Genomic DNA, 15,442 nt, shown 5'->3' on the forward strand with positions numbered 1-15,442 from the left:
TTTATGCTGTACTACAACCGATTGAGGTGGTGTTTGTGTTAAGTGGACAGGTCCCGGTGAGTAAGAAAAAAATTTTTTATATCTCCCCTTTTTTTAGCGCTCAATGGCCGCTATAAACCAGTTCGACATCGACCTCTTTATACGAATAATTCCTGATCTTGCATTTGGGGCCAGCGTAACGCTAAAGCTAACGTTGCTATCGATATTTTTCGGACTGATAATTGGTACAATGGCTGGGCTGGGCAGGGTTTCAAAGAACCCAATACCCTTTGCGGTATCCACTGCCTATGTTGAGGTAATCAGGGGCACACCACTGCTCGTTCAAATACTCATCGTGTACTTTGGGCTTCCTGCAATTGGTGTCAACCTTCAGCCGGAGCCAGCTGGAATTATAGCGCTCAGCGTCTGCAGTGGTGCATACATTGCGGAAATTGTCAGGGCGGGAATAGAATCGATTCCTGTAGGGCAGATGGAGGCTGCAAGGAGTCTTGGGATGACGTACCTTCAGGCCATGAGGTACGTGATATTCCCTCAGGCCTTCAGAAACATTCTTCCTGCCTTAGGAAATGAGTTCATAGCGCTGCTGAAGGACTCGTCGCTGCTCTCTGTCATCTCCATAGTGGAGCTAACGAGGGTGGGTAGGCAGATAGTCAACACGACCTTCAACGCCTGGACACCATTCCTCGGTGTGGCTCTCTTCTATCTGCTCATGACCATCCCTCTAAGCAGGCTTGTGGCCTACTCCCAGAAAAAGCTTGGGACGTATGAAGTGAAATAAGGGAAATTGAGGGGCTAGGAGACGTTAGAGTGTTCAACCAAAACCAATTTTCGACGCGCAAACTCTGCAAAAGCTAATTGGTTTTTTATCAACATCCTCGACAGAATTCGAGAACTGCATTACACAATCATTTTTGCAGTGCTTCAGACCGAGAACGTGTCCTATTTCGTGAACAGCCTCCTTTACAACCCGCTCCTCGTAAAGTTTGCTATCAGCAGTGGAGAGGCGGAAGACGGAGAGTATTGCCCTCGCACCTCCAAGCTCGGCCTCACCAAAAACGAAGTTCATCCCTGTAGCGTAGATATCCTTTCCCGTCACAGCTAATGTAACTCGGATTGGGGGAAGCGATCTGAGAAGACATGTTGAGTTGTACTGCTTTCTCGATGGGTTATAGCATTTCAAACTGATTTCAGAGGCGGGAAGCACGAAAACCTCTGCTTTGAACACTTCTGGGAGACGTTTTTTCAGTATCTCTACCGTGTGGCTGTTTACAGAGAGAGGCTGGATGTATATTTTCATACCAACCCTCCTATTATCTCCATCACTCTCTCTCCAACCACCTTTGCAACATCAACACCAAAGGTTGAAAGAATGTACCAGCCACCGTAAATCGTCCCTATCATACTCCCGACATTGGTTAATGCTGCAACAAGAAGCACGCGAAAAAACCTGTTTCGCAGCATTTCTCTAAAGCTGTTGGCTTCGACAAGCTTTGAGAAATCCTCTACTGTCGGCTTCCGAATCCAGGCCTCTACGAGTCCCGAAACCCATCCGGCGGCGATCATTGGGTTAAGTGAGGTCATCCAGGCACACAGAAAGGCTGTGATGATTGATAAGGGATGCCCCCTCGCAATCGCCGCACCGATGGCGGATAGTATGCCGTTAATCAAAAACCAGTAGAGAAAAGCTCGGATAAGCACTTCGGTGTTCAGCGAGGTGGCAATGAGGACGAAAGTTGCTATAATGAGGGCAGTAAAAGCCCCCATGGAAATTTTGAGGTAGTTCCGACCACTTTTAACCTCCTCTAGCTCTCTCAAGTCCACCGGATTATTTTTTAGTTTTAGCAAAGCGTTCTCGATCCCTTTTCTGTGACCAGCACCAACAACAGCAACTATCTTGTTGTACCTTGAAAGAGCATTCAGGAGGTTGGCGGCCATGTAAACGTCTCTTTCGTCTATCAGAACCTTTGCGGCATTCGGAGATATTTTTCTAAACTCTTTCACCAGCATGTCGAGAATGTCTTCCTCAAGCATCTCGTCTACCTCGATATCTTCCCCGCTGAATGAACTTCTGATGAGGTGGACGATGAGCTTTATCTTTTCAAAAAAACTGAGTTTCTGCCAGAAGCGTTTGAAAGTTAGTCCAATATCTCTGTCTATGAGGATGACATCAGCACCCACTTCTCTGGCTTTTTGAATGGCAGCGAGCATTTCACCGCCGGGCTTTACTCCTGTCTCCTCACCGACTTTCCTCTGAAAGTAAGCCAGAATGAGCTGAAAAATTAGCATGAACACATTTCCGCTCTTTATAACCTCCGCTATCGAGACCTCTTCGCGCTGGCCGTGAACTAAAGCGTGATATCTTCTGGGACAAAGCTCCACTGCAACCGCATCCGGCCTCTCATTCTCTATGACTTCCCTAACTTCCTCAACACTCTTTTTTGAGACATGAGCGGTGCCCACTATGATGAGCCTCTTTTCCTCCAACCCATCACCTCCAGAGCTTCAAGGATTTCCTTGATCTTCATGAGATCACTTCTCGAGACAATCCCCACAATTCTGCCATTCTCAACCACCGGCAGTCTTCCAATCCCCATCTCGCTCATGATTTTAAAAGCATCGAATGCGGACTTATCTGGAGAGATAGTAACAACCTCTTTGCTCATGACGTTCCCAACCTTCTCCTCAGGATCCACACCAATTATGTCGTGCAGCGTGATAATACCCACAATTCTTCCATCCTCAACAACGGGAAAGCCGAGGTGCTTCGTTTTCAATATCAGATCAACAACTTCTGAAACCCTCATTTCAGGGGAAACAGTGACAACGTCGGTGCTCATCACGTCAGCAACGCTAACCCTCCCGAGAACATTCTCAAGCAGCACCAGTCTTTCCTCTTCATTCGCTCCGATGTATATGAATAGAGCTATGAGTATTAACCATGGATTGCTAAAAATTCCGAAGATTGCCATTAATATAGCCAGAGCCCTGCCAGTCTCGGCAGCGATCTTGGTGGCTTCAACGTAGCTTCTTCTCTCCGCCAAAAAGCTCCTTAAGATTCTCCCTCCGTCCATCGGGAACGCGGGAATCAGGTTGAAAACTCCAAGGATAACGTTGATGTAACTAAAAAGCAGGAAGAACGCTCTCACTTCAGCAGTAGGTATGGATGAAAGGAGGAATGAAAGAATTCCGATCCCGAAACTTGTAGCAGGCCCTGAAATTGCTATTATAAGCTCCTCCCTCGGCTTCTTCGGCAGATTTTCCATCATGGCAACTCCGCCGAATATGAAGAGCATAATCCCTCTGATTTTAACGCCGTACCTCCTCGCAACGAGCGAATGGCCAAGCTCATGTGCGAGAATCGACCCGAAAAGACTCACTGCAGCCAGAGTGGACAGGATTGTCCTTTCCGTTACAGGAAAATCCTTAAAGCCGTATGGAGAGGGAGAGGCTGAAAAGGCGTAAATCAGGAGGATGAGTAGAATTAGGAGGCTGATATGCACTTCTACGTCAATTCCAAAGGCTCTGAAAATTCTGAAAGATGCGCGCATATTATTAATTGCGAATCCTTTTATAAATATCTAACCTTACTTGACATTCTGTGAAGCTAATTCAGCACGAAATTCAAAAAATTGGAAAATCTTATATTTTTTCAAAGGTATTATTTGAAGGTGAGGGGCAATGATGAAAGGAAAGGAATACATTGAGAGTTTGAGAAAGTACAAGCCGACCGTTTATTTTATGGGAAAAAAGATTGAAAGTGTCGCAGATAGCCCAATTCTCGCCCCACATGTGAATGCTGCGGCAATGACCTACGAACTCGCTCACGATCCGAAATACGAGGACGTTATGACTGCCACGTCACACTTAACGGGAGAGAAGATAAACCGCTTTACCCACATCCATCAGAGCACCGAGGATCTGGTGAAGAAGGTAAGGATGATGAGGCTGCTCGGCAGAAAGACGGGGAGCTGTTTTCAGCGCTGTGTAGGCCTCGATGCTCTCTGTGCGCTTTACATAACCACCTACGACATTGACCAAAAATACGGCACCGACTATCATGAGAGGTTCAAGGAGTACTTGACTTACGTGCAGAAAAACGACCTCATGGCGGCGGGAGCCATGACGGATGTTAAGGGTGACAGGAGTCTGAGACCTCACCAGCAGGCTGATCCAGATATGTACGTCAGAGTTGTTGAAAGGAGGGAGGACGGAATAGTTGTCAGAGGTGCTAAGGCTCACATCACAGGCGCGGTAAACTCGCATGAGATTATAGCGCTTCCGACGAGGGCTATGGGGGAGAAAGATAAGGATTATGCTGTTGCCTTCGCAGTTCCCGTTGACGCTGAGGGGGTTGTGATGTTCTTCGGGAGGCAGACCAACGATATGCGAAGACTCGATGGAGATATTGACTGCGGAAATGCGAAATATGGTACCGTTGGAGGAGAGGCGTTGATAGTTTTCAATGACGTGTTTGTTCCGTGGGAGAGAGTTTTCATGTGCGGTGAGTACGATTTCGCTTCTGAGCTTGTCGAAACCTTCGCCACCTACCACAGGCAGAACTACGGAGGGTGCAAGGTAGGAGTTGCTGATGTGCTGATTGGAGCTTCAGCAGCAATTGCAGAATACAACGGCGTTGAGAGAGCATCCCACATTGTGGACAAGCTGACGGAAATGGTCCATCTTGCCGAAACCTGCTGGTGCTGCTCCCTCGCATGCTCATATGAGGGCTTCAAAACGCCTTCTGGAGCTTACATGCCCAACCTTCTTCTGGCGAACGTTACTAAGCTCAACATAACCCGATTCCCGTACGAATGGTCCAGATTGGCTCAGGACATCGTTGGCGGTATTGTCGCGACAACCCCCTCAGAGCTTGACTACAAGAATCCCGAAACAAGAGAGCTGATTGAAAAGTACCTCAAAGGGAAAGCTGACGTTCCCACCGAGCACAGAATTAGAGTGATAAGGTTGATCGAGAATTTATCAATAGGGGCTGAACTGCCTGAATCGATGCACGGTGCCGGCTCGCCTGCAGCTCAGAAGATAATGATTGCCAGAAGGGCCAATCTTGACCTGAAGAAGGAGGAGGCAAAGAGAGTTGCCGGGATACTGCCGGATGAGGATTATCAGAGGGTCAGAGGGGAAGAGAAGAAGGAATGAAGATCGGAGTGAAGTACTGCGGAGGCTGCAATCCTGAGTACAGGCGGGAAGGTGTTGAGGAAGTGCTCAGAAAACACTTCAAAATTTTTTACTCCGAAGATGTCGATATTCTGATTTTGATTAACGGCTGCAGAAAAGCCTGTTTGGCCGAAGAGGTGGAGCATCCAAACATCTTGGTTGTCGATTCTCCCATGAGCGAAGAGGAAATTGTGAGAAAAGTCGAGGATGCCATGAAAGAATTGCGGGAAAGTTAGGCCAAGTTTGAGAGCAACTCTAAAGGGCTAAGCCATCTTTTTCTGAATTTATTTTCCAATCCAGATTCAAAAAACTGAGAGTTTTGATTTCAATTGTTTTTTAAACCACTCCTGCTTTTTTAAAAATTTTTTGAATATATGTCTCATCTTCCTGGAAAAGTATGTTGTTTTTTTCTAAAATTTCTTTTGTATAGTCCTTTTCTATGTTTTTTGACGGAGTAATGGATATGATAAAGGCATCCATTGTTAATGTAGTAGGTTCTTCTTTATTTCTTAGTATTTCATTTATCTTCTTTTCTATCTCTTTTATATATGAAACACACAACTGGACTTTTTCATCTTTTAAAGGTTCGATGTTTCTAATCCCTTTTGGATCGACAAAAATCATGCTTTGCTTGTTTCTGTTTTTAGCCCATATAATGAAATCCGGGTAGAAGCCAGAACTTAAAAAGAAACCTATTCCCCTTCTTGAAAGATTTCTAAGCAAAAAAATATCTGTGTTCTCTATTGATTTTTTATTTTTATTCAAAAACCTCTTTAAATCTTCCACAAATTTTGTCTCGCCCCCATTTAATTTCACAGGGACCGATTTAATTTCTTCTTTGTGCTTCTTCCAGATTACTAACGGAGTGTATAGATGGTTGTCGAGATGCACTATAAAAGAATTCCAGTTCCTCCATTCTTCAGGGATTTTTCCAATGTTTGGGTCGTATTCCTCGAGCTGCTCTACAACCTTCTTTATATCATTTGTTAGCTTTTTTGGAATTTTGATGACAATCTTATTATTTTCTGGAAACATATTAGAGTGATCTGTATTCAAAGGTTCCACTTCGAGATAATCCATACTTTTCCTTTTTTCCTCTTTTCTGTAAAATTTTTGAATATAGTCCTTTAAGACCATCAGAACAAGTTCATGGAATTTTTTAACCCCTTCAAATGATGTTATTTCCAATTTTGGTTTGCTTCCATTGTTTTCAATTTTAAGTCCCGGAGATTCAGAAATGAACACTTCGTATTTTTTGGATAACACAATCTCCTTTAGAGCGTTTTTATCTATGAGCAGATTGAACATTCCTTTGCTGATCTTATAGTTTGCAATTTCCAAATAAATTGAATTCCAGTCAAGTAATTCAAAATAGTTTTCTGGTATGTCCAAAGGCTCATCAATAACAGTATCTACCCTTCCGACATTTAAGCCGGTAGCAATAGTTATTTTTGGTCTTAAATCTATTTTTATATTTCTTAGTATATCTTCATTGATTTCAAGCTTTAAAGGATGTTTGAGAAAATCAAAATCTTCTTTGGTTTTGATGGTGTAGATTTTCCCTCCCCACTCTTTTGGCCTGTTGAACTTGATTGGAATAACGATCTCTTCATACTCCACTTCTTCTTTCTCCATTGCTGAAAGGAATGCATTTATGTAATCTGCATTTAATCCGAAGATGAAAAGAGTTTGTAATACCTTCAGCGAATATTCTGGATTCTGCTCTCGTTTCAATGAATAGTCTTTACCTTTCAGCCTAACTCCTCTACCGAAAAGCTGGATAATTTGGGGGCCCTCACCCTTGCCCATATTAATTAAACCCATATTCGAAACTCTCCAAGAATTCCACCCTTCAATAAATTTTTTTGACCCAATAAGAATGTTCACATTGGAAGCACTCTCGTTTATTTCGAAAAACAATGATTGGCTGAGATGATCATCTTTAACTTCGATTTCTGATTCATTGATCAATTTCTTTAAAGAACTCACATCACCAACATTAATAACTCCAAAATATTTTTCCCCGGCAGAGGTTTTAAGTCCAATCTCTCCTTCAGCATTTTTTATCTCATAAGCTTCTAACTTCCCCTTGCCTCCAAAAACTTTCTGATAAATGTTTTCAACAGTCTCATCTATAGTTAATTTCCTTAGGAACTCAAATTTTCCCTCAAAAATGTCATTTCCCTCATTGTCTATGAGTCCTGATTTTCCTTCAAGGATTCTCTTTATGTTTTCCTCCAAGTAGTTTTCATCTCTTAATATTTTATCCAAAAATTTAACTACTCTAACCACATCTGAATTAATTCCCTTCCCAGTAACTTTGCTTCCAACAAAAATCCATAGTGGCTTTTCTATATTATATTCCCTCGCCATATCTTTGTTTTCTTCAAAAGTAACCAGTTGTTCATAAAAAGATAGAAGACCTGCAGTAAGCAGCAAATCTCTCTGGCTCTCTGTATAGGCATCTTCCCTTATGTTGTAAACGTAGAAATCCTTACCATATCCGTCTGTGTAAAAATATTTGTAAGAGTAATTGAAGATTATCGATTTAGTATATTCATTGTATAGTTCAAGATTTGTTTGATTTGATTTTCCTCCCTTGGGTTGTCCTGACTTTGTAAATTCGATAATCTGCCCAAAAGTGGCAGAATATTCAAAAATAAAACCATTTTTTGCAATAGTTTCCCTTAAAGATTTCCAACCAGCCTCACTTTCTCCTCCAGCCCCTTTATGTCCCTCATCAATGAAAACCAAATTTTTGCCGTCAAAATATGAAATATCAACAGTTACACCTTCACCCTTCTTTTCTTTTGTTAATTTATGAATGTCTATAATCAAAACCTCCCCCTCTTTTGTTTTCAGATTATCAATATTTCCGTCATAGCGCTTGCAAGGTATTCCGCTAAGTTTCATCTCCCTCTCATGTTGTTTTGATAACCCTTCATTTGGAGTTATCAATATAATATTGTCCCAATTATTTTTAGAATACTTGAGAATCTGCCAGTAGTTTATATGCATGATTAAAGTTTTTCCGCTTCCGGTAGCCATCCAGAAAGCAAGTTTTTTCAAATCATCCTCTTTGAATGGAGAAATTTCTGTTTTGTTTTCATCATTGAATTTTTCTAAGAATTTGTTTAACTCAGCTACGAATCTGTCTTTGTTGTTGTAATATCTATCCAAAAATACTTCCGCAAACAAAACCGCCAGATACTGGAAGTATTTAAGATTGAAATTTGGCCTATTTTTACTCAGCTTTTCTACGTAGTCCTTTATTGCCGCATCATATCTCAAAAGCTCATCGCCTCTCAAAACTTCATCTTTCTCCAAATACTCATCTTTTGAGTTTGGCTTCAGCCCAATTAAAACATCTACAAAATGGCTTCTTCCTGTAGAATCATCATAAACTTCTCGCGTATCTTTTAACTTCTCTCTTAGCTCATTGAAATCGTTAACACCTAATAAGTTAAGAAAATACTTGTTTAATACCAGATGCTTTTCAAGTTTCATTTCCACAACTCCTTAATATATTCACATATTTTCTTGGTATCTTTAGCATAGATTTTAACTCCTCTTTTTTCACTTCTTCGTGGTTCAACCAAATAGTTTCTGAATTGTCTGGAGTGGTTCCACTGAATTCAACTAAATAGTATCCTAAATATTCATATGGTTTTTGTGAGGCAGGATTTCTTACTTTTTTATTTCTTGAGTTTACTTCTTGGGCTTCTTGAAAAGCATTGTGCAGATAGCTAACTAAATTTTTCTCGTTTTCATTTGGTTTAAAATTTCCTTTCCCGTTTTCCTGTACTTCCAGTATAACAAAATAGCCTGTGCAGTAGTTAATAAAAATCCAGTGAATTGTTTTGGAGTTGGGAATATAGCTGAGTTTTGTTTCTCTATAAAATGACCTTTCCTTTCTGGTTCCACGTTCTGGCGGTTTACCCGTGCAGTCCCAAAAGTTTTTGAGATAGTAATTTACTATCCTGTCCCACCACTCTTCGTGATACTGTGACAGTTTATCCGAGTCTTGAGTTCGGAAAAGTTCAGTCAGTTCTTCTGTTGGAATTCGGAATCTCTTGATGTAGATTTCAGAGTCGGATAGATAGTGAATCAAAAATATTCCTGTTAATTTAAACTTCGATTGTAAATTTAGAAATTCATATAACATTTTGAACACAACTGCCTGAGCAGCCCCGACTCTGGCATATCTTTTGTGCTTTTCTTCTATAATGCAGAATTTGTTTTCGTTAAAGACCACCAGATCTATATCCTGGGCTATTAGTCCTTCCCAGGAACTTTTCAGGTTCTCTCTCATCCATATTGAAAAATCTGATGGATGTGAGTTGCCCATTCCTATTACCCTCCGAACATTAATAATTTAAACAAAGGTTCTATGGGTTTGAATCCTTTAACCAATGCTTCTCCGTTGATGTAAATTTCATCTGGCTCAAACTCGTTTAGTTTGGTTTCAATAGCTTCTTTATCCTTCTCAAAATCAATATCTTTTATGCTTCTCCAGACAATAGCAATTCTCCTCCCGTCCTTCTCCCCAAAGACGAATACATACTTCCTTCCGTTCTCTTCAAGCAATTCATACCTACTTACATGTAGGCCAAGAAGATAGTTGAACGTCTCAACAAGATCAACGTTAACAGTATTCTGCTGGTAGTTTTCAATGATTTTCAGCTTATAGTTAAACGGATCTTTCATTTCATCAATGTTAAGAAACGTCCTGCTATTCTTGGTCTCCCATTCAAGCATGTATTTGACAAAGTAGTCTGTGAATTCGTAAAGTTCTTTCTGTGGCTTTTCAAACTCAATGTTTTCCAGAGCGTCCTCATACTGCTCCAAGGTGTGATATTTGAAGAAACCTCCTGCTGTTTTCGGATTGTATTTTTCTTTGACATCTTCTTCCTTTGATATGCCGGATTTATCATAGAACAAGACCCTTTTCATTCTCGGCAAAACAACTGTCCAGAAATGTCCTCCCATTTCCACACCAATCCACTTCCTTCCTAATTTGTGAGCTACTGCTGTGGTTGTGCCAGAACCCAGAAAGAAGTCCATAACCAAATCGCCTTCGTTCGAAGTTGATTCTATAACACGTTTTAGCAATTTTTCAGAATTCTCGGTTTTGAAACCAAATTTATCAGAATAAGAAGGTATGTCTTTCCAGTTGTCTGTTACCTTTTTTTCTTCAGAGGTTAAGTATTCTACCTTCCAATCATCAGAGTTGCAATTTAGACATTTATTTAGCTTTTTAACACCATAAACTACTGTATTTGGAGATATATCAAAAAATTTGAATTTTTCTTTAGTTTTTAGAATGTCGTATATAAAATTCTCTCCACGTTCTTCCTCGTCCCAATAATATATCGCCCCACATTTTTTGCATTTTAACCGGAGGTAGTGTTCTTTAATTAGTTTGTCAACCTTTTCTTGAACTAAGGAAAAATGCTGTCCTTTTGGAGGAAGCAAAACCTTGCCAAAAAATACTCTTTCAGGAGGCTTTCTTTCTCCCTGTTTCAAAAATCCAGTCCATTTCATGTCTGGTAAACTTCTACGTGTGTATAAATCTCTTCTAAAAAATCTTTCTGTCTTTGAATATAGGAAAATATACTCGCTCTCCACCTCGAATTTATCTGATGTTCCAATACTTTGCCGCTTTCTATTTACAAGTATCTCATTCCTGAAATTATCCTTTCCAAAGATCTCATTTAAGAGCATTCTTACATATGTGTTGCCATTGTAGTCACATCTAACAAAAATACTGCCCTTTTCGTTTAGTAACTCTCTCCCCAGTCTAATCCTGTTTTCGAGCATTGTCATCCACGTAGAATCCTTATATCCAACTTTGTAAAGGTAATCTGCTTCTTGCTCTTTATTAAACGGCGGATCAATGTAAATAGTCTGGATTCTCTCATAATACTTATTCAAAAGCAAATTCAAAGCATGGAAGTTCTCGGATTTTATCAAAATACCATCCAGGATTTCGTCTAAATCATTATTCTTGCTCATAGCAACCAATAGCTTCAATTTAAATTCTTCATCAAAATACCTGGTATCTATGGGTAATTTTTTCCATTCTTTCCCTAACAAGGTGCTCTCCTCAATCAAATCCTTTTTGTCCTTGACTTCAATCCCAAACGATTCCTTCCATTCTTCTAACTGTTCTTCATTACTCAAAATCTCATCTAAAATACTCTCCAAAAATTCCTCTCCTGCATACTCCTTAATCTTATCCAGAGTTATCACATAATGCGTATCGATAACAAATTTTTTCTTCTCCCAGATTTTCTTTTGAAAATTCTCAATCTGCGCTAAGAATTCAATTATCTTCGAAGCAATACTTCTGAAAGCTTTAACTCCAATCAAATAAAGCCTTAACCTGTCAAAGTATCCGCTTCCCTCTAAAACCCTCAAATCATCCAAATTCAAGAACTCGTTTTTGATGTAGAAATCAAGCTCTCTTTCAAGAAAGCCCTTCAAATCCTTGTGGATAAAGTAATCAGTAGTATTTCTTCTGGTGTATCTGTAGAGGTTCTTTTCAATTTTTGTTTTCTCCCCATCTTTTTCAAAAATTAGCCTTGCAAAGCTATTTTCCGGAATCATCTTTTTTAAAACTTTTACTATTTCTTCATTTATCTTATCCTGTGATGCTGATTGCCCGTGTTTGTATTTCTGTTCTTCTTCCTTTGTCAATCCTCTATATTCAAAATAAATGCTTAGCTCTCTTTTCTCTTCGTCAAAATCAAAAATCTCTTCATTCAAAACAAAGAATTTCTTTTCAGGAGATTTGATGTTCCCCTTCTCCTCCTCCGCCTCCACAATCCTGAAATTAACTGTTAATCCATTGACTTCAAAAGTATACTTTCTGAAGTATTCTGTGGTTTTTATGTAGTACTGATCCTTGTTTGCCCAGTAAAGTAAAATCTCTTCCCCATTGTAAGGAACAACATATTTCTCGTTTTTTCCGTACCTTCTCTTGCTTATGAAATCTCCCCTATCATAGTATCTCGAGAAGAAGTTGATCAAGTGATTGTAAATCTGTCGTTCCAGATCCTCTGAGATTTTTGTCTCTTCTACCTGTCTCTTTTTCTCATAATATTCCTTTCCTAAGGGCGTGTTTCTAAATTCTTCTTTTAATTCTCCATCTTCAAAAGCATTTTCTCCAAAAGCATCTTTTATCTTTTGTTTTACTTTTTCAAATTCTTCTTCTATTTCACTCGTTTCCTCTTCTCCAACCAGTTTTAGTTGTTTCCTGACCTCATCTATTAACTCCTTTTCAATGAACTCATTAATCTCCCTTCTTTTGTAATTCATTATTCTGTAAATTCCAAAGTCCAGATCTTCATATTCAAATTGGAAAATTTTCCTGAGATTTGCCTTCAATTTTTCTTTCAATTCATCTTCTTTGTTTGTCATGTTTCCATCTCTTTAATATACATCTCTTTCATATTTTTAAAGATTTTCTACGATACTGTGCGAAATTTCTACCATCTCTGTTGTATGCAAAGATTGTTTTTCGTTCTACTAAGTTACTGACTTTATGCCATATTTATATATTCAGCCTCCAAAAGTTCTAAAACCGCCGATACCTCTGATTCCGTCTAAGCAAGAGCTGAGCAAGATTAGAACAATTCTCAGAGGATGTGTGGGTCAATCGATTAATGAGTTAACTGGCAAGAAGCCCTACTGCTTGAGCACTCGATTAGAGGAAAATATGTAGGCAGCGAAGAAGCGAAGCAGAAAAAATTAAATATTAACACACCTAAAAAAAGTTGAGATGATAGACGTCATAATGACCGGAGAGTTGTTGAAGACTGCCACGAGGGCAATAGTTGCACTGGTCAGTGAGGCGAGAATTCATTTCCTTGAAAAGGGGCTTCATTCGAGAGCCGTAGATCCCGCAAACGTTGCGATGGTCATTGTTGACATCCCCAGAGACAGCTTTGAGGTTTACAATGTCGATGAGGAGAAAACCATTGGAGTTGACATGGACAGGATTTTCGACATCAGCAAGTCCATCTCAACCAAAGACCTCGTCGAGCTGATTGTTGAAGATGAGAGCACGCTGAAGGTGAAATTCGGCAGTGTTGAATACAAGGTTGCACTCATAGACCCATCAGCAATAAGGAAGGAGCCGAGAATTCCCGAATTGGAGCTGCCTGCGAAGATTGTGATGGATGCGGGAGAGTTCAAGAAAGCGATTTCAGCGGCAGATAAAATCAGCGACCAGGTTGTGTTCAAGTCGGACAGGGAAGGGTTCAGGATTGAGGCGAAGGGGGATGTTGATAGCATAGTTTTCCAAATGACAGAAACTGAGCTCATTGAGTTCAATGGTGGAGAAGCAAGGAGCATGTTCAGCGTCGATTACCTGAAGGAGTTCTGCAAGGTTGCAGGAAGTGGAGATCTGCTTACAATTCACTTGGGAACGAACTATCCTGTCAGGCTCGTCTTCGAGCTGGTGGGAGGTAGAGCGAAAGTTGAGTACATACTTGCTCCGCGCATAGAGTCGGAGTGATTGATGAAATATCTCCCTTTATTCCCAATTTTGGCGCGCTACCCCTTTTTGAGAATTTCTTCCAGGGTTTTCTCGTTCGATGTCGAAAAGGAACTCAGGAAGTTTCCCGATGTTATTGAAACTGCAAGGAGGATTGTTGACAAGGCGATTGACGGGAAAATAGAATATGAAAGGTTCACAGATGAATCCGAGTTTTTCTGCCTTGGATGTGAGGAGAACTGCTACGATTGCCGGGAAAGGGGGACTCTTGAGAACTGCGACCTCTGCATGGGGTGCTTTGAGAACTGCTCCCTTTACTATCCCAGAGAGGCATTTGAAAGGTTCTTTGCAAACGCAAAACTCTCCCTGCTTACGTACATAGCATCGAGAATGATCGTCTCGGCCATGGAGGACTGGGTGAGGATGAGGTATGCGGTTAACGAGGCCAGCTACTACTCGGAACTGCTGAGAGAAGATGCGGAGGAGAGCGGTAAGGTGCCGATAGTCAGGCTGGTGGCGATCGACCTCGGAGCAAAGCTCAAGGGCTGGAACATGCACGTCTCGACATTTGTTAAGGTGTCTGCAAGAATCAGGGACGACAAGTGGAGGCTCGTAAACAGAAGGTTGAAAAACGGCTATGTTGAAACCACGAAATCAGAGGTTTTGAGGGGTCTGGAGGAGCTGCTGAGAATGAAGCTTTTCGAGAAAGTTCCCAGCAGTGAGGTTGTAAGTCCTGCTGTTGAGGAGCTTTCAAGGAAAGCTAAGAGAGAATCGGAGAAGTTCACGATGGACTTGGGGGAGGTTGACCTCAACTGCTTACCTCCGTGCATGAAGGAGATTCTGTCGGAGCTGCAGAGGGGTATGAACATCCCCCATACAGCAAGATTTGCAATAACCTCATTCCTGCTCAACATAGGAATGTCTGTGGATGAGATAATTTCGCTGTTTAAGGCTGCCCCGGATTTTGATGAGGAGAAGACAAGGTATCAGGTTGAGCATATAGCCGGAGAAAGGGGGAAGGGGGCTGAATACACCTCTCCATCCTGCGATACCATGAGAACGTACAACAATTGCGTGTCTGATTGCAGAGTTTCACATCCACTTATATATTATAAAAAATGTAAATCAAAAAGTTAAAAAGTCTTAAAGCTCTCTCAGAGCGAGCTTGATGTCATCCACCTTGACCGTTTTCCTTCCTGCATGTTTTGCAAGCTCAGCAGCTTTCTTGCCAATTTGCATGGCGTATTCTTCGATGGCCTTTGCCAGTTCAACCTTCGCATCTTCACTAACTCTTGAAGCACCAGCCTTTCTCAGAAGTCTTTCCACAGGAGCAAGTGGAAGCTCCACCCTCAACACCTCCATTATGGTTCAATCTAATCAATGATTAATTACCCAAATCCTATATAAATTTTTTCATGAAACAGGCTTTCCAGAATGCAAAAAATGTCGTGTTGGTAAACTATGTACATCTGATAATGGGTGGGATTGAGAGATAAAAATGTGTGTTGAATTGGAAAATTATGGCCACCACTTATCACTCAATCTCGGTGCTCATCGTAAATTTTGAATTTACTGATTTTCTCAGTAAAATTTAAGAAAAATTGTAAATATTAAAGCTCCTCAACACCGAGGCGCTTCATTGCTCTTTCCGGATTCACCTGGTAAGTGTGTATGACTGCAGAAACATCCTTGAACATTCTTATCCCGTTGGACAGCATAAACTCCAGCACTCTCTTCCTCCTCTCCAGCTCCTCATTAAGCTCCCTA

At 40.8% G+C, this 15,442-nt stretch carries 12 protein-coding genes; 5 read left to right on the plus strand and 7 right to left on the minus strand.

From position 1 onward, the window contains the following. The first annotated feature begins 103 nt into the window (after nucleotides 1-103). Nucleotides 104-778, plus strand: coding sequence for an amino acid ABC transporter permease (locus H0Z19_RS09475; RefSeq protein ID WP_290726062.1), 675 nt, complete (start codon nucleotides 104-106; stop codon nucleotides 776-778). Nucleotides 779-811: 33 nt separating this feature from the next. Here the strand turns inward: H0Z19_RS09475 and amzA are convergent, their stop codons facing one another. Genes amzA through H0Z19_RS09490 form a run of 3 tightly spaced genes read right to left on the minus strand, consistent with a single transcriptional unit; the run spans nucleotide 812 to nucleotide 3,548 of the window. Beyond that, nucleotides 812-1,297, minus strand: coding sequence for an archaemetzincin (gene amzA / locus H0Z19_RS09480; RefSeq protein WP_290726064.1), 486 nt, complete (start codon nucleotides 1,295-1,297; stop codon nucleotides 812-814). Then, nucleotides 1,294-2,484: a TraB family protein gene (locus tag H0Z19_RS09485; protein ID WP_290726067.1), complete on the minus strand. Its 1,191-nt coding sequence runs from the start codon at nucleotides 2,482-2,484 to the stop codon at nucleotides 1,294-1,296. The genes amzA and H0Z19_RS09485 overlap by 4 nt, the downstream gene beginning before the upstream one ends. Then, complete coding sequence (locus H0Z19_RS09490) at nucleotides 2,460-3,548, minus strand: CBS domain-containing protein (RefSeq protein ID WP_290726071.1); 1,089 nt, start codon at nucleotides 3,546-3,548, stop codon at nucleotides 2,460-2,462. Before H0Z19_RS09490 ends, H0Z19_RS09485 begins: the two co-directional genes overlap by 25 nt. A gap of 130 nt (nucleotides 3,549-3,678) precedes the next feature. Between H0Z19_RS09490 and H0Z19_RS09495 the strand changes: the two genes are divergently transcribed. Together H0Z19_RS09495 and H0Z19_RS09500 are read left to right on the plus strand one after the other, a co-directional pair. Next, nucleotides 3,679-5,157, plus strand: a complete 1,479-nt coding sequence (locus H0Z19_RS09495; protein ID WP_290726074.1) for a 4-hydroxyphenylacetate 3-hydroxylase family protein — start codon at nucleotides 3,679-3,681, stop codon at nucleotides 5,155-5,157. After that, nucleotides 5,154-5,411, plus strand: a complete 258-nt coding sequence (locus H0Z19_RS09500; RefSeq protein WP_290726077.1) for a hypothetical protein — start codon at nucleotides 5,154-5,156, stop codon at nucleotides 5,409-5,411. Before H0Z19_RS09495 ends, H0Z19_RS09500 begins: the two co-directional genes overlap by 4 nt. Nucleotides 5,412-5,511: 100 nt before the next feature. Here H0Z19_RS09500 and H0Z19_RS09505 read toward each other — a convergent pair whose 3' ends face one another. Genes H0Z19_RS09505 through H0Z19_RS09515 form a run of 3 tightly spaced genes read right to left on the minus strand, consistent with a single transcriptional unit; the run spans nucleotide 5,512 to nucleotide 12,597 of the window. Next, nucleotides 5,512-8,682, minus strand: coding sequence for a DEAD/DEAH box helicase family protein (locus H0Z19_RS09505; RefSeq protein ID WP_290726080.1), 3,171 nt, complete (start codon nucleotides 8,680-8,682; stop codon nucleotides 5,512-5,514). Beyond that, nucleotides 8,672-9,523 (minus strand): hypothetical protein, encoded by an 852-nt coding sequence (locus H0Z19_RS09510; RefSeq protein ID WP_290726083.1) that lies wholly within the window; start codon nucleotides 9,521-9,523, stop codon nucleotides 8,672-8,674. The genes H0Z19_RS09505 and H0Z19_RS09510 overlap by 11 nt, the downstream gene beginning before the upstream one ends. Nucleotides 9,524-9,528: 5 nt before the next feature. Then, nucleotides 9,529-12,597 (minus strand): site-specific DNA-methyltransferase, encoded by a 3,069-nt coding sequence (locus H0Z19_RS09515; protein WP_290726085.1) that lies wholly within the window; start codon nucleotides 12,595-12,597, stop codon nucleotides 9,529-9,531. 361 nt (nucleotides 12,598-12,958) lie between these two features. Here H0Z19_RS09515 and H0Z19_RS09520 point away from each other — a divergent pair, with 361 nt between their 5' ends. Together H0Z19_RS09520 and priL are read left to right on the plus strand one after the other, a co-directional pair. After that, nucleotides 12,959-13,696, plus strand: coding sequence for a DNA polymerase sliding clamp (locus H0Z19_RS09520; protein ID WP_290726086.1), 738 nt, complete (start codon nucleotides 12,959-12,961; stop codon nucleotides 13,694-13,696). A 3-nt stretch (nucleotides 13,697-13,699) separates the two neighbouring features. Then, the gene (gene priL / locus H0Z19_RS09525) at nucleotides 13,700-14,812 is read left to right on the plus strand and encodes a DNA primase regulatory subunit PriL (RefSeq protein WP_290726088.1); all 1,113 of its coding nucleotides are present in this window, start codon (nucleotides 13,700-13,702) and stop codon (nucleotides 14,810-14,812) included. Nucleotides 14,813-14,818: 6 nt separating this feature from the next. On the opposite strand, the gene H0Z19_RS09530 is transcribed toward priL, so the two are convergent. Continuing rightward, entirely contained in the window at nucleotides 14,819-15,037 is a 219-nt protein-coding gene (locus H0Z19_RS09530) for a histone family protein (protein WP_010877844.1), read from the minus strand. Nucleotides 15,038-15,442 lie beyond the last annotated feature (405 nt).

This window comes from Archaeoglobus sp. (genome assembly GCF_017656475.1).
Taxonomy (GTDB): domain Archaea; phylum Halobacteriota; class Archaeoglobi; order Archaeoglobales; family Archaeoglobaceae; genus Archaeoglobus.

Excerpts from the sequence above, each read along its gene's own strand:
- H0Z19_RS09475 (WP_290726062.1), top strand. The coding sequence starts at position 104 with ATGGCCGCTATAAACCAGTTCGACATCGACCTCTTTATACGAATAATT.
- amzA (WP_290726064.1), bottom strand. The coding sequence starts at position 1,297 with ATGAAAATATACATCCAGCCTCTCTCTGTAAACAGCCACACGGTAGAG.
- H0Z19_RS09490 (WP_290726071.1), bottom strand. The coding sequence starts at position 3,548 with ATGCGCGCATCTTTCAGAATTTTCAGAGCCTTTGGAATTGACGTAGAA.
- H0Z19_RS09495 (WP_290726074.1), top strand. The coding sequence starts at position 3,679 with ATGATGAAAGGAAAGGAATACATTGAGAGTTTGAGAAAGTACAAGCCG.
- H0Z19_RS09500 (WP_290726077.1), top strand. The coding sequence starts at position 5,154 with ATGAAGATCGGAGTGAAGTACTGCGGAGGCTGCAATCCTGAGTACAGG.
- H0Z19_RS09505 (WP_290726080.1), bottom strand. The coding sequence starts at position 8,682 with ATGAAACTTGAAAAGCATCTGGTATTAAACAAGTATTTTCTTAACTTA.
- H0Z19_RS09510 (WP_290726083.1), bottom strand. The coding sequence starts at position 9,523 with ATGGGCAACTCACATCCATCAGATTTTTCAATATGGATGAGAGAGAAC.
- H0Z19_RS09515 (WP_290726085.1), bottom strand. The coding sequence starts at position 12,597 with ATGACAAACAAAGAAGATGAATTGAAAGAAAAATTGAAGGCAAATCTC.
- H0Z19_RS09520 (WP_290726086.1), top strand. The coding sequence starts at position 12,959 with ATGATAGACGTCATAATGACCGGAGAGTTGTTGAAGACTGCCACGAGG.
- priL (WP_290726088.1), top strand. The coding sequence starts at position 13,700 with ATGAAATATCTCCCTTTATTCCCAATTTTGGCGCGCTACCCCTTTTTG.
- H0Z19_RS09530 (WP_010877844.1), bottom strand. The coding sequence starts at position 15,037 with ATGGAGGTGTTGAGGGTGGAGCTTCCACTTGCTCCTGTGGAAAGACTT.